The 20,886-nt window shown below is 73.3% G+C and carries 18 protein-coding genes; 10 read left to right on the forward strand and 8 right to left on the reverse strand.

What is annotated here, in order from left to right; translation table 11 throughout:
• The first annotated feature begins 21 nt into the window (after positions 1 to 21).
• The 3 genes from I5071_RS32345 to I5071_RS32355 are packed head-to-tail and all read left to right on the forward strand — an operon-like array spanning position 22 to position 3,421.
• Positions 22 to 924, forward strand: a complete 903-nt coding sequence (locus I5071_RS32345; protein WP_236517124.1) for a hypothetical protein — start codon at positions 22 to 24, stop codon at positions 922 to 924.
• Positions 921 to 1,697 (forward strand): class I SAM-dependent methyltransferase, encoded by a 777-nt coding sequence (locus tag I5071_RS32350; RefSeq protein ID WP_236517125.1) that lies wholly within the window; start codon positions 921 to 923, stop codon positions 1,695 to 1,697. The genes I5071_RS32345 and I5071_RS32350 overlap by 4 nt, the downstream gene beginning before the upstream one ends.
• Positions 1,698 to 1,714: 17 nt before the next feature.
• Positions 1,715 to 3,421: a PQQ-binding-like beta-propeller repeat protein gene (locus I5071_RS32355; RefSeq protein WP_236517126.1), complete on the forward strand. Its 1,707-nt coding sequence runs from the start codon at positions 1,715 to 1,717 to the stop codon at positions 3,419 to 3,421.
• 51 nt (positions 3,422 to 3,472) lie between these two features.
• Here I5071_RS32355 and I5071_RS32360 read toward each other — a convergent pair whose 3' ends face one another.
• The 8 genes from I5071_RS32360 to I5071_RS32390 form a co-directional block, all read right to left on the reverse strand.
• A complete protein-coding gene (locus tag I5071_RS32360; RefSeq protein ID WP_236517127.1) occupies positions 3,473 to 4,036 on the reverse strand; it encodes a hypothetical protein in 564 nt (187 codons plus the stop codon).
• A 50-nt stretch (positions 4,037 to 4,086) separates the two neighbouring features.
• Complete coding sequence (locus I5071_RS32365; RefSeq protein WP_236517128.1) at positions 4,087 to 4,797, reverse strand: hypothetical protein; 711 nt, start codon at positions 4,795 to 4,797, stop codon at positions 4,087 to 4,089.
• Positions 4,798 to 5,113: 316 nt separating this feature from the next.
• Positions 5,114 to 5,749: a hypothetical protein gene (locus I5071_RS32370; RefSeq protein WP_236517129.1), complete on the reverse strand. Its 636-nt coding sequence runs from the start codon at positions 5,747 to 5,749 to the stop codon at positions 5,114 to 5,116.
• On the reverse strand, positions 5,746 to 5,877 hold the full coding sequence (locus I5071_RS46700; RefSeq protein WP_268921169.1) for a hypothetical protein: 132 nt from the start codon (positions 5,875 to 5,877) through the stop codon (positions 5,746 to 5,748). The genes I5071_RS32370 and I5071_RS46700 overlap by 4 nt, the downstream gene beginning before the upstream one ends.
• Positions 5,878 to 6,173: 296 nt before the next feature.
• The gene (locus tag I5071_RS32375; protein WP_236517130.1) at positions 6,174 to 7,607 is read right to left on the reverse strand and encodes a sensor histidine kinase; all 1,434 of its coding nucleotides are present in this window, start codon (positions 7,605 to 7,607) and stop codon (positions 6,174 to 6,176) included.
• The gene (locus tag I5071_RS32380) at positions 7,595 to 8,287 is read right to left on the reverse strand and encodes a response regulator transcription factor (RefSeq protein WP_236517131.1); all 693 of its coding nucleotides are present in this window, start codon (positions 8,285 to 8,287) and stop codon (positions 7,595 to 7,597) included. Before I5071_RS32380 ends, I5071_RS32375 begins: the two co-directional genes overlap by 13 nt.
• A 12-nt stretch (positions 8,288 to 8,299) precedes the next feature.
• Positions 8,300 to 9,097, reverse strand: coding sequence for a class I SAM-dependent methyltransferase (locus I5071_RS32385; RefSeq protein ID WP_236517132.1), 798 nt, complete (start codon positions 9,095 to 9,097; stop codon positions 8,300 to 8,302).
• Positions 9,098 to 9,322: 225 nt separating this feature from the next.
• A complete protein-coding gene (locus I5071_RS32390; RefSeq protein WP_236517133.1) occupies positions 9,323 to 9,874 on the reverse strand; it encodes a hypothetical protein in 552 nt (183 codons plus the stop codon).
• A gap of 107 nt (positions 9,875 to 9,981) precedes the next feature.
• On the opposite strand from I5071_RS32390, the gene I5071_RS32395 reads away from it, so the two are divergent.
• The 7 genes from I5071_RS32395 to I5071_RS32425 all read left to right on the forward strand — a co-directional run bounded on the left by I5071_RS32395 (position 9,982) and on the right by I5071_RS32425 (position 20,751).
• Complete coding sequence (locus I5071_RS32395; RefSeq protein WP_236517134.1) at positions 9,982 to 12,639, forward strand: hypothetical protein; 2,658 nt, start codon at positions 9,982 to 9,984, stop codon at positions 12,637 to 12,639.
• Positions 12,640 to 12,644: 5 nt separating this feature from the next.
• A complete protein-coding gene (locus I5071_RS32400; protein WP_236517135.1) occupies positions 12,645 to 14,768 on the forward strand; it encodes a hypothetical protein in 2,124 nt (707 codons plus the stop codon).
• A gap of 72 nt (positions 14,769 to 14,840) precedes the next feature.
• Entirely contained in the window at positions 14,841 to 16,028 is a 1,188-nt protein-coding gene (locus tag I5071_RS32405; protein ID WP_236517136.1) for a polysaccharide lyase, read from the forward strand.
• Between the two features lie 92 nt (positions 16,029 to 16,120).
• Positions 16,121 to 16,918 (forward strand): hypothetical protein, encoded by a 798-nt coding sequence (locus tag I5071_RS32410; protein WP_236517137.1) that lies wholly within the window; start codon positions 16,121 to 16,123, stop codon positions 16,916 to 16,918.
• Positions 16,912 to 18,531, forward strand: coding sequence for a serine/threonine-protein kinase (locus I5071_RS32415; protein ID WP_236517138.1), 1,620 nt, complete (start codon positions 16,912 to 16,914; stop codon positions 18,529 to 18,531). Before I5071_RS32410 ends, I5071_RS32415 begins: the two co-directional genes overlap by 7 nt.
• Positions 18,532 to 18,575: 44 nt before the next feature.
• Positions 18,576 to 19,301, forward strand: coding sequence for a hypothetical protein (locus tag I5071_RS32420; protein WP_236517139.1), 726 nt, complete (start codon positions 18,576 to 18,578; stop codon positions 19,299 to 19,301).
• Between the two features lie 103 nt (positions 19,302 to 19,404).
• The gene (locus I5071_RS32425) at positions 19,405 to 20,751 is read left to right on the forward strand and encodes a helix-turn-helix domain-containing protein (RefSeq protein WP_236517140.1); all 1,347 of its coding nucleotides are present in this window, start codon (positions 19,405 to 19,407) and stop codon (positions 20,749 to 20,751) included.
• Positions 20,752 to 20,886 lie beyond the last annotated feature (135 nt).

Below are 20,886 nucleotides of genomic sequence, written 5' to 3' on the forward strand. Positions count from 1 at the left end.
CGTGCGAGCGTCGCGCGCGCCATGCGACGTCTGCTCACACTCGTCTTCGCTTGTCTCCTCGCTGCGTGCGGGAGCACCGCGGCGTCCACGCGCGCCGACTCCGCGGAGTCGGATGCGACCCATCCGATCCGATTCGCGCGGCCGGTGGCGACCGGCGCGTCGTGGACCGAGCACGTGCAGATGCGCAGCTCGCAGCGCGAGTCGACGCGCATCGGCGCGCAGAACGTCGCGGACGAGCTCACGACGCTCGCGATCGACTTCGAGGCGCGCTTCACCGCGCGCGAGGTCGACGCGCGCGGCCGTGCGATCCGCCTGGCGATCGCGGTGCAGCGCTTCGTGGTCGACGCCGGACAGGGCCCGGTCACGCCCGCGATCCCCGGTGAGCTGATCGTCACGCGCGTCGGAGAGGGCTCGATCGAGTCGGTGGCCGGCGCGCTCGATCCCCAGACCATCGAGTGGCTCGGCGAGGTGGTGCACATCGAGGCGCCGCGCGACACCGGTGACGACGAGATCTTCGGCTCGCGCGAGCCCCAGGCGATCGGCGCGTCGTGGGGGATCGACACCGCGCTCGCGGCGCGCAGCCTCGGCGCGATGGGGATCGAGGTGCGCCACGATCACATCGGCGGACAGACGCGCCTGGTCGAGCGCACGCGCGTCGGCGACGTCGACTGCCTGGTGGTGCGCGCCGAGCTCTCGGCGCGACAGCTCGCGGTGCCGAGCCTGCCGCCGAACGCGCAGATCACCCGAGCCGAGGTGCGCGCGACGATGGAGGCCGCGCTCCCGATCGACCTCGCGCGTGCGGTCCGGCGCGAGCGCACCGACCTCCGGATGCACATCGAGCTCTCGATCCCGACCGAGGCCGGCACCGCGACGGTGCGGCTCGAGGGCGAGCAGCAGGAGATGCGCGAGCGCACCGACGGATGAGCCGCGCGCGGCGCGATCGACACGCGCTCTACGAGCGCGCGGTGCAGAGCCCGGAGCGCGACGTCGACCTGCTCTCCGCGCTGTTCCGCGCGCGGGCGGGGCGCGACGCGATCACGCTGCGCGAGGACTTCGCGGGCACGGCGCGGCTCGCGATCGCGTGGGTGGGCTCGGACGACGAGCGCGAGGCGGTCGCGATCGATCTCGATCGCGGCGCGCTGGCGCGGGCGGCGCGCATCGCGCGCGAGGTGCTCGACGAGGACGAGCGCGAGCGCCTGGCCCTGATGCACGGCGACGTGCGCGCGCCGAGCGATCGCACGTTCGATCTGGTGATCGCGCCGAACTTCTCGTGGGCGATCTTCCACGCGCAGGACGATCTCGCGCGCTACCTGGAGGGCGCGCGGGCCGCGCTCGAGGACGACGGGATGCTCGCGCTCGAGCTCTTCGGCGGCGCCGATCTGCGGCGCACGCTGACGCACCGTCATCGCCACGAGGGCTTCACCTACGTCTGGGAGCACCGCGGGTACGACGCGGCGCGCGAGGTCCTCGACGCGCGCATCCACTTCGAGCTCGACGACGGAACGGTGATGGAAAGTGCCTTCCGTTATTCGTTTCGTCTATGGCCCCTCGCGACGCTCCGAGCGCTGCTCGCGGCGGCGGGCTTCGATCGCGTCGCGCTGGTGATCGAGGACGCGAAGGGCGCGCTGCGCACGAGCGCGCGCGAGCCCGCGCGCGCGTCGTGGCACGGATATCTGATCGCGCGCTCGCAGCGATAGCGCACAATCGCGCGCGCATGCGCCGTCTGCTGCTCCCGCTCTCTCTCTTCCTCTCGCTCGGCTGCGAGCCCGAGCCAGCACCGCCGGTGCCCGGCGACGTCACGCTCGCGCGCGCCTGGCAGAGCGAGACTTTCGCGGGGTGCGTGCTCGCCTCGCCGCTCGCGCACGGCGATCACGTGATCGTGAGCACGGGCGATGGTCGCGTGGTCGCGCTCGATCCCGACGACGGAACGATCGTGTGGGACCTCGCGCTGCCCGAGCCCGAAGGACAGCTCGCGCACGTGATCGCGACGCCGGTGATCGTCGGCGATCGCCTGGTGCTCACCTGGCAGGTGGTCGACGCCGCGGCGCGCGATCCCGCGGCGGGGCCGCGCAGCGCGCACCACGTCGCGGTGATCGATCTGGTGCGCGGCGAGCTCGATCCCGCGTTCCCGATCGTGACGCTCGCCGGCTCGCAGCCCGCCGCGGACGGCTCGGGCGACGTGCTCTTCCGTGCGAGCAACGCGCTCTCGCGCTCGCGCCTCGTGCACGCGACGACGCCCGATCGCGAGCTCGGGCTCGTCTACGTCTCGTTCGGCAACGCGCGCGACATCCAGCCCTGGCACGGATGGATCTTCGAGCTCGATCTCGACGCGTGGCGCGCCGAGGGCGCGGAGCGCGCGATCGCGTCGGTGCTGCTCACGAGCCCGAGCAACGAGTGCGGTGTCGAGGGCGAGAGCGGCTCCGACGACATGATCTGCGGCGGCGGTGTGTGGTCGCCCGCGGGCCCGCTCCTGGTGCCCGACGACGAGCGCGGGTTCGCGCTGATCGTGCCGACCGGAAACGGTGCGCTCGACCTCGCGACGCGCTCCTACGCGCACACGTTGATGCGGGTGCGCGGACCGGGCCTCGCGTTCGATCCGCAGTGCGACGCGAGCGTGTGCGAGGCCTTCGACGTGCTCGATCCCGCGCCCGCGTGCATCGCGTCGTGCGAGGACCTCTTCGTGCCGCGCCTCTTGCCCGACGATCCACCGTTCGATGCGCCGGGCTGCGAGGGGCTCACGTTCTTCGAGTGCTACGCCGCGCTCGACTGGGACCTCGGCGCGAACACGCCGGCGCCCGTCGAGCTCGCGTCGGGGCGCGTGGTGCACGTGCTGCCCGCGAAGGACGGCGGCGTGTACCTGCTCGACGACGAGCACCTCGGCACGCTCCACGATCGCGTGCAGATCGTCGAGGCATGCGGCGCCGGCGGCGTGCCCTGCGACGCGAACTGGGCAGGCATGATGGTGACCCAGCCGCTGATCGCCGAGGTCGACGGAACGCCGCTCGCCGTCATCGCGACCTTCATGCCCGATGCGGTGCATCCCGCCGGGCTCGTCGCGCTGCGGGTGATCGAGGACGAAGCCGGCGCGCACCTCGAGCCCGCATGGTCGTGGCCGAGCCTCGAGACCCAGGAGGCGCGCGAGCGCTTCCGCCGTCATCCCTCGGGGCTGCGCCTCGTGACGATCGAGGGCGAAGATCACGTCGCGATCGTCGAGCAAGGACGGCTCGGCAGCGAGCCCGGCGTGCTCCACCTCGTGCGGGCGCGCGACGGCGCGCTCGCCGAGAGCGTCGCGCTCGACGGGCCCGGACAGCGCTACGCAGTGCCGCTCGCGATCGGCACGCGCCTCGTCGTGCCGAGCTGCGATCAGGGCAACGCCGGTCCCGGCCACGTCGAGGCGTGGGACGCGATCGTGGTGCGGTGAGACGAACGAACGGCGGCCTCGCGCGCGCGAGAGGCCGCCGTCCGGCGCGCGTCAGTTGTCCATCGCGCCCGCTTCGATCCACGCCTCGACCGCCTCGATCACCTCGGCGTCGAGCGGGGTTCCTCCGAGCGGCATGCGCGAGCCGCAGTCCGGGGTCGCCTCGGAGATCTTGATGTAGAGCAGGCTCTCCTCGGCGTTGCCGGGCACCACGCGCACCAGGTCGGTCGCGCCGCACGCCGGTCCGGCCGCGTCGACGTCGACGAGGTTCGCGTACGCGGTGTCGCGCGTGCTCATGTCGAGCCCCGACGCGGCCGCAGCGCCCTGGTGGCACGCCGCGGTGGTCGCGCAGGTGTCGTCGATCACGGTGTCGAAGATCATCGTGAACGTCGGGGCTTCCTCGCCCGCGTCCCCTTCGCCCGCGTCACCTCCCGCATCGGCACCGCCGCCACCGTCGGTCCCGCCGCCGGCGTCGGTGCCGCCGCCCGCGTCCATCATCCCGGCACCCGAGTCCGTACGAACGCCCGAATCGCGATCGCCGTCGTCGCCGTCGTCGTCACCGCAGCCCACCAGGAGCGCGCCGCACAGCGCCAGCGCGAGCGTGATCGTCCTCGTCATCTCCATCGAAGTCCCCCCCCGTCTCGCTCACCGAGACGACCGAGCGACTCCTAGACACGCCGAGCATCGTGCGAAGCGCCGGGCGGTGAGCCGCGATCGTGGCCCTCCTCCTGCGCGAGCGTCCGAAAACGGCTCTCGATCACCGCGTCCGCGCGCTCGACCTGCGCGCGCGCCGCGAGCCTGCGGTATCCGATCGCGCCCGCGATCGCGCCGACCGCGAGCACGAGCCACCCGATCCAGAGCAGCGATCCGCGTCGCGCCTCGGCGCGCACGAGCTCACCGCGCACGTCGTCCCACGAGAGCGCGCGCAGGTACGTCGGCACGTCGCGATCGCGCGGGCCGCACCACGCATCGAGGTGCGCGCGAGTCGGGTCGTCGATGCCGCTCGAGCGGTGATGCCCGACGTGCCGCTCGATCGGTCCCTCGAGCGTGGGCGCGAACGAGATGCGTCCTCCTTCGTGCGACGCGAGGACGATGCGCTGCGCCGACGTCACGAGCGGAGGTCGCAGCACCACCGTCGGGTCGTGGGTGTCGATCGACTGGCGCGTGACCAACACGACCTCGGGCGCGCCCGCGGTCGCGTCGATGCGATCACGTCCCCGCGAGAGCGCGCCGCCCTCGATCGACACCACGCTCAGATCGGGCGGCAGCGGGCCCACCAGCGGCGCGCTGCCGACCATCGTGGTGCGCCAGGTGATCGCGTCGGCGTCGACGTCGCCGCGATGACAGACCTGCGCGCTCGCCGGGCTCGCACGGAACATGGCACCGAGTGCCAGAATTCCGGTCACGACCAGGAGTGCTCGCGAAGCAGACGGCGGACGGGAGTGCCCGCCTCGGGCACGGACGGGAGCAGGCTGCGCAGCGAGCCGTTGAGCTCCGGTCACGACCAGGAGTGCTCGCGAAGCAGACGGCGGACGGGAGTGCCCGCCTCGGGCACGGACGGGAGCGGGCTGCGCAGCGAGCCGTGGAGCTCCGGTCACGACCAGGAGTGCTCGCGAAGCAGACGGCGGACGGGAGTGCCCGCCTCGGGCACGGACGGGAGCTGGCTGCGCAGCGAGCCGTGGAGCTCCGGAGAGCTCAGGGAAGCACGAGCGCATCGTCGATGCCTCCGCGGAAGGGCGTGCTCTCGGGGAAGATCGGCGCGAAGAGCGCGACGACCTGCCAGAGCGTGGCGACGAACGCGAGCATCAACACCACGCCCGGCACGACGGGACGCCAGTCCGAGGGCTCGTCGTCGCGCGCGTCCTCGCGCAGCCGCGAGCGCACCACGCGCACGAACGTCGCGCATCCCACGAGCAGCCCGAGCAGCACCGTGCCCATCGCGAAGAGCGGGCCCGCCGCGGTGCTCGACAGGTAATAGAGCGCGACGAGCGGTGCGAGCACGAGCAGGACCGCGCACCCGAGGAACACGCTGAGCGCGTAGCCGTGGAGGAGCTCGCGCGCCTTCTGGCGCACCCCCACGATCTTCCACGCGAGCATGCCGACCGGCACCGCGCCGATCGCGGCGAGCACCAGCATCAGCGGCAGCTTGTAGGCGTTGTGCGCGGCGAGCGACGGTACGCTGCTGCCCGCCGCGATGCCCCAGATCGCCGCCATCGCGAGCGACGTCGCGATCGCGAGGATCGCGAGCTGCGCGCGCCGTGCGGGAGTCTGGTCCTCCTCCGCGAGCACGCCGCCGGTCGAGAGGTGGAAGAGATGGATCAGCGGCTTCATCGATCGAGGCTCCTTCCTTCGGTGGTGCGCACGCGGACGTCGGCGACGATCGCGCGGTGATCGGAGAGACCCGGCGGCATCACGCGGTGCAGCGCGATCTCGAGCTCGGGCGAGGCGAGCAGTCGCAAGCGGGGCTGGGGCCCCGCGCGCAGCGCTTGGGGAGGGGGGTCCCGATCCGGCTTTGCCGGGCGGGGGCGGGGTCTTCCAAGACCCCGCCGAAGAGACAGTCGAGGCGGAGTCGCAGGCCGAGGTCGGTGTAGGTCGGCGTGTCGTGATCGAGCGTGTGGAGGCCGTGCACGATGTCGAGCGTCATCGCGCGCAGCACGTCGGGCGCGGGCGGGGCGAGCTCGGTCGTCGTCATCGCCACCCAACCTGGCGGAGCGATGCGGACGCGCGGCGGAGCGCGATGTGAAACGCGTGTGAATCAGCGCGCCGCGAAGCGGATCGTGAAGGTCGTGCCTTCCTCGGCGCGCGAGCGCACCTCCACGGTGCCCCCGTGGGCCTCGACGATCGCGCGCACGATCGCGAGCCCGAGCCCGGTGCCGCGACCGTCCTGGCGCGCGGTGTAGAAGCGATCGAAGACGCGCGGGAGATCGTCCTCGGCGATGCCGGCGCCGTCGTCGTGCACCTCCACCACGAGCGGCGCGACCCGCACGCGCACCTCGTGGCGCGCGAACGCGATCGCGTTGTCGACGAGGTTCCGCAGCGCGGACTCGAGGCGCGCCGGGACTCCGTCGACCTCGAGCACGCCCTCGGCGTCGACCACGAGGCGGCGATCGTCGGGCACGCTCGTGGTGCTCGCGACGCCGTGCGCGAGCGCGACGAGATCGACGCGCTCCCGCTCGTCGCGCGGAAGGCCCGCCTCGGCGCGCGCGAGCTCGAGGAACTGTCCGATCAATCGATCGAGGCGACCCGCGCTGCTGGTGATCGATCGCGCGAGGCGCGCGCGCCGCTCGGGATCGGCGCTCGACGGGCTCTCGAGCGACTCCGCCGCCGCGGCGATCGCGGCGACCGGGTTCTTCATCTCGTGGGCGAGATCGGCGAGGAATGCTTCGTTCTGCGCATCGGCGCGCGCGAGCGTGTCGCGGAGGTGATTGAACGCGGCGGCGACCTCGGCGAGCTCGCGGGGGCGCTCTTCGTCGAGCCGTCCGTCGCGCAATCCCGCGAGCGACTCCACGTCGCGCGCCAGGTCGCGCACGGTGCCGGTCACCCGGCGCAGCAGCCACGCGACCAGCGCGACCGCGAGCACCGCGCCGAACGCGAGCATGCCCGCGAGCTCGCGCCGCTGCGCGTACCGCGAGACGCGCGCGCTGCGCGAGCTGCCCATCACGTGCACCACCGCGCTCGCGCCGTCGGAGGTGCGCGTCGCACGGAGCGCCCCGCTGCAGACGCGCAGGTTCGCGTCGGCTCGCAGCGTGCACACCATGCCGTCGCCCACCTCCAGCGCGCCGCGGGTCTCGGCGCGCTCGGGGAGCGGGGCCCACGTGCGCTCCAGCGTGCGCAGCGCGTCGCTGCGCTCCGGCCCGTAGAAGACGTCACCGACGAGATCGTCGAAGCTCGTCGACACGAGATGATCCGCGACCTCGTGCACCGAGTGCCCTTCGACGACGCGCACCCGGAGGTGATGACGCCGGCACGACGACTCCGCGGCACTCCCGAGCGGCGTGCCCTCGCGCCACGCCTGCGCGACCACCCGCGCGCACGCCTCCACGCGCTGCTCGGTGCTGCGCGCGAGCGCGTCCTCGACCGACGCGCTCGCCACGACGAATGCGAGCGGCGCGAGGAAGAGCAGCACGCCCGCGGTGAGCACGCGCTCGCTCAGCGAGCGGCGCCCGCGCGCGCCGGTCAGACGCGCCATCGGTAGCCGGCGCCGGTCACGGTCTCGATGCGATCGAACGCGGGCTCGATCGCCTCGAGCTTGCGGCGCATCCGGCGCACGTAGGTATCGATCAGCCGATCGTCGACCACCGAGTCGTCGCCCCGCACGTGCTCGAGCAGGCGCGCGCGGGAGAGCACGATGCCGGGCCGCTCGACCATCGCCTCGATCAAACGCAGCTCGCTCAGCGTCGTGGTGACGAGCGTGCCGCGATAGCGCAGCTCGAGGCGCTCGCGATCGAGCGAGACGTGCCCGTGCGCCAGCACCGGGGTCGCGCCGGGCTCGCTCTCGGCGCGGCGCTGCTCGCGCCGCAGCAGCGCGGCGATGCGCGCGAGCAGGACGCGCACGCGCATCGGCTTGGTCATGTAGTCGTCGGCGCCGAGCTCGAGCCCGAGCGCCTCGTCGATCTCGGAGTCGCGCGACGTGAGCAGCAGGATCGGCGTGGTGACCCCGCGATCGCGCCACCGCTTCACCAGCGTGAACCCGTCGATGCCCGGCAGGTTCACGTCGCACACGACGAGCTCCGCGCTCCCCTCGGCGAGCCGGCGATCGGCCTCGCGCCCTTCGCGCGCGGTGTCGATCGTGTGGCCCGCGTCGGAGAGCGCCAGCGCGAGCACGTCGAGCAGCTCGCGGTCGTCGTCGACGAGGAGGATGCGCGCCATGAGCGCGAGACGTTATCGCGCGCCGCGACGAAGCTCCATCCGCCGCATCTCGCACTCGACGATCAGGCCGCGATCGTCCTCGGCGATCGCGCGCAGGCGCGCGCCGATCTCCGCGACCTCGCGCGCGTCACACGCGCCCCGCGCGATCTCGGCCTCGCCCCAGGTCGCGAGGTTGAGGTGGTGCAGCATCGCCATGCGCGACGCGGGCAGCGCGATCGTCGCGGTCTCGGAGCGCGCGATCGTCCACCGCGTCGCGCCCGCGGCTGCGTCGAGCAGCCGTCCGACCTGCAGCGCCTGGTGATGGTGCGCCTGCATCGCCGCGACGATCTCGTAGTAGCGGCGCAGCGTCGGGTCGGTCGCGCGCAGCTCCTCGACCTCTTCGACCAGCAGCACGCCGCCCTCGCGCGCCGCGTCGTACCACACGTCGAGCGCGCCCCGCGGATCGCCGAGATGGGTGAGCAAGAAGCGGCAGTAGAGCAGGTCCGCGTCGCGCTCGGGCAGCGTCGTGGTCACGTCGTGCACCTCGAAGCGCGCGCCCTCGAGCATCGCGTCGCGCGCGGTGCGCACGTAGCGCGCCGACGCGTCGAGCCCGAGCAACGATGCGGGCGCGAGCACGTCTCGGAGCATCCGCGTCGTGTGCCCGGGGCCACATCCGAGATCGATCACCCGTGCGTCGCGCAGGTGCCCTGCGCGCGCCGTGATCCACGCGCGCGAGCTCGGCTCGTACACGGCGGCGAGCAGTCGCAGTCGGTGCGCGGCGACGTCGGTGTCGCCGAAGGTGTAGCGGTCTCTCGATTCGTGCTGTCTCATGTCGTCGGCCCTCGAGCCCGGGCCCGACACGTGTCCATCACGCGAGGAGGCCCACCGAGGGCGCCTCCTTGTCACGTGAAGTCTCTGCGTGATCGGGCGCCGCTCAGGTCGAGCGCCACCACGCGCGCATCGCGCGCGCCGCGGGATCGGCCAGCGAGCAGTCGCCCTGCATGAAGTCGCGAGCCTGCGCGCGAGGCGCGGCTCGGTCAAATCGATCACGGAGCCTCATCCCGAGCGCGCCCACTGGGCAGCGTCGTGATCTTCGAGCCTCCGCTCGGCGTCGCGATAGAGCCGCACGTACGCCGCGGGATCGTCGGTCGCGCCGATCGATCGCGCGTGCGGGAGCAGCCACGTGATCGCGTCGCTCAGTCGGACGAACTGCCCCATCGCGGCCCGCGGGCGCACGAGCGTCCACACCGTGCGGACGAGGGCGCGCGTCGCGGTCGCGAGCATCCCGTCGAACTCGATCAGCACCGCGTTCGCGACCAGCAACCGCTCGACCGCGCGCAGCGTCTCCGCGAGCTCGCGCGCATTCGCGTCGAAGCCGGGCTCGATCGGATGACCGCGCGAGAGCCGGAACGCGGTCAGCAGCACGAGACCTCGGGGGCTCGCGCTCGCAGCACGCTCGATCGCGCGCCCCGCCTCGACGAGCCGCGCGCCACGCAGTGGCGAGCGCCGGATCGACACCAGCGCGCCGCCGAGCTGGACGAGGCTCGCCTCGGGACGATCGACGAGGACGATCGGTGGGGGCGTGAGGTCGGGCAGGTCGGAGCGCACGAGCGCGATGTTCGGTGTCCCAGCGCGTCGCGTCCACCCCCACGAGCCGTGGCGTCGGACAATTCCATTCCGTTCTTCGATACACTCGCTGCAGCACAGAGGAGTCGATGCGAGCACGGAGGCCGTTCGTTCCGTCGTCGTGGTCAGCGGTGTGCACGGGGACGCTCTTCGTCGTCCTCGCGATCGCCGCGCCCGGCTGTGGTGAGGGTCCACGCGGAGGGAGCGACGATGCGTCGGTCCCACTCGTCGCAGCGGGCGTGGAGACGGTCGCGCCCGCGCAGGTGATCGCAGGGCAGATGCTCGCGATCACCTGCGTGCTCGTCGACGCGGCGGGCGAGACGTTCTCGCTCCCGGCGGACACGACGCCGGCGCTGCGCTTCGTGCCCGAGAGCTCGGTCGCGCGGCAGGACGACGGCTCGTGGATCGCGACCCGCGCGGGCTCGCTCGAGGTCGCGTGCAGCGTGCCCTCGCTCGGCGTGATCGACGACGTGCCCGCGATCGTCGAGGTCGTGCCCGGCGCGCCCGCGAGCGTCGTGGCGCGCGTGACGCCCGACTCGATCACCGCGGGCGAGTCGTTCGAGACGACCTGCGAGGTGTTCGACGCGTACGGCAACGTCGTGCTCGACGCGACGCCGGCGCTGCGCGCCGATCCCGCGAGCGAGACCAACACGTTCGAGGGCACGACCGGCACGTTCCAGCGCGCCGGTCGCTTCGACGTGCACTGCGAACTCGACGGCGCGACGAGCCGCGGCGCGGAGCTCGAGGTCGTGCCCGCGCTGCCCGCGTCGCTGCTGGTCTCGCGGGTGCCCGAGCAGGCCGTGTACGCGATCGGCCAGGTGATCGCGATCGAGCGCCTCGTCGCCGATCGTTTCGGCAACACGATCACCGACGCGCGCGTGCCGACGGTGAGCGCGCCCGAGGGACAGACGCTCGGCGACGCGCGCTTCCGCTACCTCGCCGATGGCCGCTACACCGTCACCGCGACCGTCGATCCGCCGACCCAGGACGACGTCGTGCTCACCGCGCAGACCGAGATCGTCGTCGACGGCAACGGCCCCGCGATCGGCTGCGATGCGCCGCTCGACGGCGCGATCCTCGACATCGCCCCGGGCTCGCCGATCACGTTCCGCGGCTCGGTCAGCGATCTCACCGGCGTGAACGAGCTGCGCGTGGGCGGCACCGTGGTCCCGGTCGAGGCCGACGGCACGTTCACCACGCAGCTCACGTCGCGCTACGGCATCAACTTCGTCGACCTCTCCGCGGTCGACGGCAGCGGTCGCGAGGCGAGCCGCACCTGCGCGTTCCTCGTCGCGAACGTGTGGGCGCCCGACACCGACACGCTCTCCGACACGCTCGCGCTGCGCCTCGCGCAGGAGGCGTTCGACGATGGGTCGCGCAGCGACGGGCTCGACTCGCTCGCCGACATCCTGCACACGGTGCTCAACAGCCGCGGCCTGCGCGACACGCTGCACAGCTCGTTGCTCGCGGCGAACCCGCTCAAGCCGCGGTCGTGCGATCAGCGCGTGGCGGGCTTCTGCGTGCTGACCACCGAGGTCAACTATCTCGACAGCGAGATCAACGGGCCGAACAGCGCGTCGCTCACGGTGGTCGACGGTGGCCTGCGCGCGAACGTGCGCATCGAGAACCTGCGCGCGCGCGTGCGCATCTCGGGCACCCTCGACACGACCGGCTGGGTCACCTTCCGATCCGCCGACATCTCGGTGATCTTCGACACCACGCTCTCGGGCGGGCGCCCTCGCGTCACGGTGCGGCCGGGATCGGTGAACGTCACGATGGGCTCGATCTCGACCGACTTCAGCGGTCTCTCGGGCGCGATCGTCGACATCGTCGCGAGCCTCTTCAACGGCACGGTGCGCAACCTGATCGCGGGCGTGCTGCGCGACTGGGTGACCAACAACTTCGACGGGATCCTCGACGGAGTGATCGGCGGGCTCGACATCTCGTCGCTCGGCTCGTCGTTCTCGGTGCCGCGCCTCGATGGCAGCGGTGCGATCCCGCTCTCGTTCGGCGTCGGGTTCTCGAGCCTCGGGAGCAACTCGTCGCGCATGCTCTTCGGGATCGGCACTCGCTTCACCGCGCCGGCCGCGCACGCGCGCCCGACGCTCGGTGCGCCGGTGCAGCAGGGCGCGCGCCTGCTCGACGCATCGGGCTCGAGCGCAGCCACGGTCGCGGTGCACGAGGCGGTGCTCACCCAGGCGCTCCACGCGCTGTGGCGCGGCGGGTTCTTCGACGCGACGCTCGGCGCCGGCACGCTGGGAGGCCTGCCCGAGGGCGTGAGCGCGACGATGTCGACCGCGCTGCCGCCGGTGCTCGTGCTGCGCGGCGACGGACGCGCGGAGCTGCAGCTCGGCGCGATCACGATGGAGCTGACCTATCCCGAGCTCTTCTCCGAGCCGGTGATGGTCACGCTCGGCGCGCGCGCGTCCATGGCGGTCGCGCTCGCGGGCCAGGACCTCTCGTTCTCCGACTTCCGCATCGACGAGCTCTTCTTCAGCACCGAGCTGACGAGCCTCGATGCGCGCACCCGCGACACGATCGAGCGCTTCCTCGGTCGCCTGCTCCAGCGCGTCGTGAGCTCGGCGCTCACCGATGCGCTGCCCGCGATCCCGATCCCGAGCTTCACGCTGCCGGCGTCGCTCGCGACCTACGGGCTCCCCGCGGGCGCGCAGCTCGGCATCACCTCGCCCACCCTCGCAACCCAGCCCCCGCACTTCGTGCTGCGCGGCGGCTTCGCGGTCCGGTGATATCGATGACGTCGATTGATACGAGATCGAAATCGATCGCGATCGCGCTCCTCGCGCTGGCGCTCGGCGCGTGCGACGACGGGCCGCCGCCGCGGGTGCCCGCGACGATCACGGTGCGCGCCGAGCCGGCGCGCCTCTGGTTCCACAGCGATCAGGAGGTCGTGCTGGCCGCGACCGTGAGCGACGCGACGGGCACGGAGATCGAGGACCCCACGCTGGTGTGGACCGCGTCGCCCGCGAGCTCGGTGAGCGCGGGCGCGCCCGAGACCGATCCCCGTCGTGCGCGCTTCACGCTGACCACGGCGGGCGCGACGACGTTCACCGGGTGCGTCGCGCCGGCGCGCGAGGGTGACGAGCCGACGCTCTGCGGGTCGATCGTGCTGCGCGTCGACGACGGCATGCCCGCGCTCGAGCTCGAGACCCCGACGCCGGGCGCCGAGCTCGACGATCCGAGCGGCATCGTGGTGCGCGGCTCGGTCGCCGATCGCAGCGTGGTGCGCGTCTACGTGAACGGCGTCGGCGTGACGCCCGACGACGTGGGCGCGTTCGAGACGACGGTGCCCGCGACGTTCGGCGTGACCCACCTCGCGGTCGACGCATCGGACGGGCTCACCGAGGTCTCGCACGTCGAGATGGACGTGCTCTGGGCGCCCGGGTTCCTGCCCGCGACGGGCGAGGACGGCCTCCCCGCGCTCACGCTGAGCGACGGCCTCGTGCTGCGCCTCGGGAGCGCGTTCTTCGACGACGGGCTCGCGCTCGACGCGACCACCTCGCCGATCCTCACCCGCGATCTCGCGGACCTGCTCGAGCTCGTGGTCACGCGGCTCGACGTGTCCTCGCTGGTGCCCGATCCCGTGATCGACTCGCCGCCGACCTTCACGCTGCGGGTCACCGACGTCACGCTCGGCGATCCCCGCGCCGAGCTCGCGCTCACCGACGAGGGCGTCGATCTCTTCCTGCGCATCGGCGCGATCGAGGCCGCGACCAGCGGCGCGCTCACCGTCGAAGGCGAGTCGCTCTCGCTCGAGGGCGTGCTGCGCGCGAGCGCGGTCGCGCACGCGCGGCTCACGGTGCGCAAGGACGGCGAGGACGCGGAGATCGTCGTCGAGATGGGCGAGCTGGAGGTCGCGATCGAGAGCGCGACCGGCGACTTCACGAGCGACGAGACCGACGCGGTGTTCCTGCTCGCCGAGGGCGTCCTGCGGCGCACCCTCGAGGACACGCTGGGCGACGCGGTGCAGGAGACCGTCGCGTCGAGCGTGCCCGCGGTGCTGCGCGACGCGCTCTCCGCGATCGACGGCGCGCTCGCGGGACAGAGCTTCTCGCTCGACAGCGCGCCCTTCCCGCCGATCACGATCTCGATCGACGGCGGCATGCGCGCGCTCGACACCACCTACGAGCGCGAGATGCTCGCGATGCTGCGCACGTCGATCGGCACCGACGTCGCGAGCATCCACCCCGAGACCCGCGGCGTCGCGCAGCTCGACGCGAGCGCGATGACACCCGCGTTCTTCCGCGACGGATCGATCGCGCTCGGCGTGCGGCTCGAGCTGCTCAACGGCCTGCTCCACGGGCTCTGGAGCTCGGGCCTGCTCGACCTCGACGTGACGCCGCTGCTGCCCGAGGCGGTCACGACGCTGGTGAGCGAGGCTCGGCTCGAGGGGCGACTGCCGCCGGTGCTGCGCCCGCCCGCCGCCGACGAGGGCGACGATCTCGTGCTCGGCGTCGGTCAGCTCGAGCTCGCGCTGATCTTCCAGGGCCAGCCCGCGCGCTTCGCGGTGCGCATCGACGCCGGGGTGCGCGTCGACGTGGTCGACAATCGGATCTCGATCGACGTCGCGGAGACGCCGGAGATCACGGTGTGGACGCTGGTGCCGCCCTCGAACCCGCGCCTGCTCACGCCGGAGACGGTGCGCACGCTGCTGCTCGATCTCTGGCCCGATCTGCGCGCATCGCTGACGTCGGGCCTCGCGCTCGAGCTGCCGCTGCCCGCGGTGGGCGATCTCGGTGGGCTCGCGCCCGATCTCGCCGCGCTCACGCTCGAGCTCGAGATGGACGGGCGGCTCCGGCCGCGCGGCGGCGTGCTGGTGCTCGACGCGCAGCTCGTCGGGACGCTGCCGGTCGAGTGAGCGAGCGGGCGCGCGACCCGCGCAACGAGTGTCGTTGACAAGGGCGCGAGGCTGTCGTTGTGATGGGCCACCGTGCGCCGTGTGCTCGTGCTCTCGCTGCTCTGCATCCTCGTCAGCGCCTGCGCCGGCGGCTCGTACACGATCGAGCTCGACATCGTGGAGGACTCGACGCGCGAGGCGACGCACGCGATCGAGCTCGCGCTGATCGAGGGCGGGTGCGACGACGTGCTGCGCGGTGCGCCCGCCGAGGGCCAGGCCCAGACGCGCGTGCTGCGTCGCGACGGCGATCGCTCGTCGTTCGCCCCGACCCGCGGCGGGCGCTACGGCGTGTACGCGGTCGCGCGCGACCCGCAGTGCGTGCCCCTCGCCGCAGGGTGCACCGAGGCCGAGCTCGAAGCGGGCGGGCGCGGCACGATCGTGGTGCGCCTCGAGGACGTGTCGGCGATGGCGTGCACCGCGTGCGACGACGGCGCGTGCCTCGGCGACGTCGACGCGGGCATGCCCGACGCGGGCACGATCGACGCGGGCACCGACGACGCGGGCACGATCGACGCGGGCACCGACGACGCCGGCCCGATCGACGGCGGACCGGTCGACGCGGGGAGCGACGCCGGCCCGCCCGACACGGTCTGCAACGAGCTCGACGGCGTGATCTTCTGCCATGGCTTCGAGACGTCCGATCGCATGGCGTGGACGGGCACGCGCGTGGACGGCACCGGCAGCGCGATGACGATCGTCGGCGACCTCGCGCACCTCGGCGCACGCTCGGCGCGCGGCGTGACCACCGAGGCGAGCGCGCAGGCCGCCTACACGTACCGGCTCTCGCCGGTGATCGACGACGGCGAGCTCTGGTTCCGCGGCCACTTCATCGTCGAAGGCGGAGACCTCTCGGCGATCGCGCTGCTCTATCTCGACGGCGTCTCGGACGAGGGCACCGCGCTGCAGGTGCAGGCCGGAGGCCGCGTGGTCGTCGCGTTCCAGACCGGGTCCGATCGGTACGAGCCGATCGAAGGCGCGACGATCCCGCTCGACGACTGGGTGTGCATCGAGGCGCGCATCGTCGTCCACGACGCCTCGGGCAGCGTCGAGGTCTGGGCCGACGGCAGGCCCATCGGTGCACACACCGGCTACGACACCCATCCCGCCGGAGGCCTCGACGAGATGCAGGTGGGCAATGCGCGCTCCGGCAGCTCGCAGGGCGCGATCACGGTCCGCCTCGACGACGTCGCGCTCTCGCGCACGCGCCTCGGTTGTCCCTGATTCGCGCGCAGCGTGCGCGTCTCGTGCAGGCCCTGGTATCCTGGCGCGTCGTGTCGCGCCGCCGCGCAGATCGGGGAACGCATCGACGCCCCGTGCTCGCCGGAGCGATCGCGGCGCTGCTGGTGCTGCTCTTCGCGTCGACCGCCGCGGCACAGCGCGCGAGCGCGGGGCGCGACGCCTATCTCGCCGCCGACTTCCCCGGCGCCGCGCAGGCCTTCGAAGGAGTGCTCGCGACCGCGGGCACCACGCGGCAGGACGCGCTCGAGGCCCACCGCCACCTCGCCACGCTGCGCTTCGTGCTGGGCGACGCGGCCGCGGCCGAGGGGCACGCCCGCGCCGCGATCGCGCTCGCGCCCGACGCGCTGCCGGTCGAGGGGAGCCCGATCGAGATCTCGACGCTCTTCGACGCCGCGCGCGCCGAGCTCGGAGGGCGCGACGCGCTTCGCCTCGAGCAGTCGGAGCACGAGGACGGCACGCGCACCGTCGACGCGACGCTCGCGCCCTGGCCCTCGGCGCTCTCGGCGACGCTCTCGCTCGCGTGCTCGGCCACGACCCGCGAAGGCACGTGGCGCACCCGCGCGCGACCGCCGCGCGTCGATCTCGAGCTGCCCGCGCTGCGCGACGACGTGCAGTGCCGCGCCGAGCTCGCGCCCGCGGCGGGCGGCGACGCGTGGATCGCGAGCGAGCTGCTGGTGCCCGGCATCGCGTCCGCCGAGCACGAGCCCGAGCCCGACGAACGAGAAGGGAACGACGACGCGCTGATCGCCGGTCTCGTCGGCGGCGGCGCGGCGCTCGCGGTCGCGGCGGTGATCGTCGCGATCGTGCTCGCGACCGATGCGGGCTCGCAGGACGCGCGCTTCGGCGGCACGGTCTCGGTGCCCGGGTGGTAGCGCCGCAGCCACAGGCCGCGCTCGACCCGCTCGAGGGTCGGACGCTCGGTCGTTATCGCCTCGTGCAGCGCCTCGCACAGGGCGGCATGGCGACCGTCTATCTCGCGCGCCAGGAAGGCCCCGGCGGATTCGAGCGCCCGGTCGCGATCAAGGTCGTGCACGCGCACCTCGCGCGCGAGCCGCGCTTCGCGACGATGTTCCTCGACGAGGCGCGCCTCACCGGTCGCCTGCACCATCCGAACGTCTGCGCGGTCGTCGACTTCGGCGAGGACGGCACGCAGCTCTACCTCGCGATGGAGTACCTCCACGGCGAGACCTTCGCGTCGGTGATCCGCCGCGGCGCACGTGCTGGAGGAATGCTCCCGCCCGCGATCGTCGCGCGCATCCTCGCCGACGCCGCGCGCGGCCTGCACGCGGCGCACGAGCTGCGCGACGCCGAGGGACATCCGCTCGAGATCGTGCATCGCGACGTCTCGCCCCAGAACCTGATCGTGCTCTACGACGGGCACACCAAGCTCACCGACTTCGGCATCGCGCGGGCGCGCGGCCGCCTCACCGACACCACGACCGGCGAGCTCAAGGGGAAGATCTCGTTCATGTCCCCGGAGCAGCTGCAGAGCGCGCCGATCGATCGGCGCACCGACGTCTGGGCGCTCGGCGTGGTCGCGTGGGAAGCGCTCTGCGGGCGGCGGCTCTTCCGCGCCGACAGCGAGGGCGCGACCGCGCTCAACGTGATCGCGTCGGAGATCGCGAGGCCGAGCAGCATCGCGCCCGACGTGCCCGAGGCGCTCGACGCGATCGTCCTGCGCGCGCTCGAGCGCGACGTGTCGCGACGCACCGCGACCGCGGCCCAGCTCGCCGACGAGCTCGAGGAGTACCTCTACGCGCGCGGCAGGCCGCTCGGTGCGCCCGAGATCGCGTCGTGGATGGAGGCCCACTTCGAGGATCGCATCCGCAAGCGCGCCGGCGCGCTGCAGGGACGGCGATCGACGATGCCGCTCGATCGCCTCTCCTCGGAGTCGCTCGAGGAGGCGAAGACCACGCCCCACGATGCGCCCCCGGTGATCGAAGCGACCCTCGCGCAAGATGCGAGCGAGGTGCGGCCCACCGGGTTCGTGACGACGTGGTGGCGTCGATCGCGATGGCGCGTCGCGCTCGCGCTGATCGCGATCGGCGCGCTCATGGGCGTGTCGATCGCGCTGATCCTCCCGCCGCGCGAGAGCCCGGCGCCGGCGCGCGCGCTCGCCGCGGAGCCGCGTCCCACGAGCGTCCCGCCGCCGATGCCCAGCGCCCCGCCGCCGGCATCCGGAGAAGCGCTCCCGAGCGCGCCGATCGACGAGGCGCCGAGCGAGACGCCGGCGCGACGCGCCCCGCGAGAGCGCGCGCGGGACACCGCGCCGCGCGCGTCGGGACGCATCAACCTGCTCGCGATCCCGCAGGCCGAGGTGTTCCTGCGCGGCCGCTCGCTGGGCCGCACCCCGCTCGTCGAGCGCGAGCTCCCCGCAGGCGCGCACTCGCTCGAGCTGCGCGAGGTCGGCGGCACGCGGCGAGAGCGGGTGCGCGTCGAGATCCGACCGGGTGAGCGCACCGATCGCTCCGTGCGCTTCGAGTGATCGTGGCACGTCGACTGCTGTCCTCCGCGCGGACGGAGGAAGCGATGTCGACGAGGAGCAGCGTGCTGGGCGTCGTGTGTCTGCTCGCCACGGCGTGCGGAGGTCACGGCGGAGAAGAAGGCGCGACGTCACAGACGACGACCGGGAGCGAGCGCGCGGTGCTGATCGACGCCCGGACCGGCGAGCCGATCGCGCGCATCGAGGCGACCGAAGAGGAAGCGCAGATCCCGTATCGCGAGGCCGCGGACGACGAGACGCTCGGTGGTCTCTCGCGCACCGGCACCGCGATCGTCCAGGACGAAGACGACGCGACGTGGGAGACGCCGCTGCCCGCGACCGCCGATCCCCTCGACGAGCCCGAGCGCTCGATCCGCGTCTCGACGCGCGAGATCTGCCCCGCCGACCTCGAGGGTCTCGTCGCGAGCTTCGAGGCGCTGCCCCGCGGCGGCGCGATGGTGCTCACCGCCGACGCCGGCGAGGTCGACGATCTGCGCGCGCGCGTCTCGCGCTTCGCCCACGCGCAGCAGCAGGCGCGGGCCGCCGAGGTGCGCGACGACGACGAGCGCCCGGGCACCGTGCGGTTCCGCGACGAGGACTCGGAGCTGCTCGAGGCGACGTCGGTGCGGGTGGTGGACATCGAGGGCGGCGCGCGGCTCGAGGTGGAGACGAACTACGCGGGCGACATCCCCGCGCTGCGCAGCGCGGTGCGCGACAGCGCCGACGCGCTGGGCCAGGGGCGGTGTCCGCTCGCGCTGCAGATCCGCGCCTGATGTCGGCGCGCGGCGCGATCTGCGCGACGAACGTTGCGAGGTCGCGCGCGCGCCCGTGGCAAGATGCGAGCTCGGTGAGCACGAAGGCGCGCGAGGGAGCTCGGTGAGCGCGATCGAGGTGATGCGCCTCGCGCTCGCGCGCTGGGACGACGTCGCGCTCGCGCGTGCAGCGCGTCTCGCGGAGGGCTCGCGCGGTGCGATCGAGACGCGCCTCGCGGCGCTCTGGGTCGCGTGGCTGCGCGGTGAGCCGTGCCGCGAAGAAGACGCCGCCGCGATCGAGGCCGACGCGGGGCGGATGCGCGCCGCGGACCTGGTGATCGACGGAGCGAGCACGCGCGCGCTCGCGCTGCTCGATCACGATCGGGTCGAGGAGGCGATCGGGGTCGCGCGTCGTGCATCGCGCATGGCGAGCACCGAGGGGCTGCGCGGGCCGCGCGCCCTCGCGGGCGTGATCCTGGCGCGGGTGCGCGCGGTGGCCGGGCAGTCGGTGCACGCGACGCGCATCCTCGAGTCGCTCGGTGGATGGCTGCCGCCCGCGTGGTCGGGATGGCTGGCGTCCGAGCGCCTGCTCGCGTCGGGGATCGAGACGGCGATCGCCGAGGACGACGCGAGCCCCGCGGCGCGCGCTGCGAGCGCGATCGCGGCGACGCTCGAGGCCGCGCTGCGTGGGGATCGCGCGACGTTCGACGCGAGCGCGGCGCATCTCCGCGCGACGAGCGCGACCCTCGGCCCGATCGCGCGGCGGGCGCGCGCCGCGATCGGTCTGCTCGATGCCGCGATCGACGCCGACACGCTCGACGAGGACGTCGCCGAGTTCGTGCGCGGCGAGGGGGCGCGGCTCCCGCTCGGCCTCGGCGGGCTCGGCGCGAGCGGCGTGCACGACGACGCGACCGCGTGGATCCTGCGCACGCCGGGCCGCGCCGGACGGCGCATCGCGCGCGCCGGGCTCGCGCTCGCGGGCGCATCGGCGATCTCGGCGACGCAGCGACGCACCGGACGCGAGGACGTCGCGCTCGCGATGATCGCGCTCGCGGGCGACGAAGGGGTCGAGCTCGAGCGCCTGCACCGCCGGGTGTACCGCACGCCCTACGAGCCGGAGAGCCACGACGCGACGCTGCGGGTGCTCGCGCATCGGATCGGTGCGCGGCTGGGCAGCGCGGGGCGCGTGCACGCGAGCGCGGGGCGTGTCGCGCTGGTGGTGAGCGACGCGGTCGTGGTGCCCGATCCGCGCTGTGCGCTGTCGATCGAGGATCGCGTGCTGCACGCGCTGGCACGACGAGGGCGCTCGACGGCGCGCGACGTGGCGGCCGAGCTCGAGGTCCCGCTGCGCAGTGTGCAGCAGGCGATCCGCGAGCTGGTCGAGGACGGAGCGTGTCGCGAGGAGCCGCAGGGGAGAACGGTGGAGTACGTCGTGGAGGACACGACGTACACCGAGCCCACCGACGTCTGAGGTTCTCCTCACCGTGCACGTGCACGGATCTCACGCAGCGCTCGGTGTGGTGATCAGCTGAGCTCCGAGCCTCCACGACCCTTCGGTCGAGCCTCGACGACCCTCCGATCGAGCCTCCACGACCCTCGGCTCGAG

This window comes from Sandaracinus amylolyticus (genome assembly GCF_021631985.1).
In the GTDB taxonomy this organism is placed as follows: domain Bacteria; phylum Myxococcota_A; class Polyangia; order Polyangiales; family Sandaracinaceae; genus Sandaracinus; species Sandaracinus amylolyticus_A.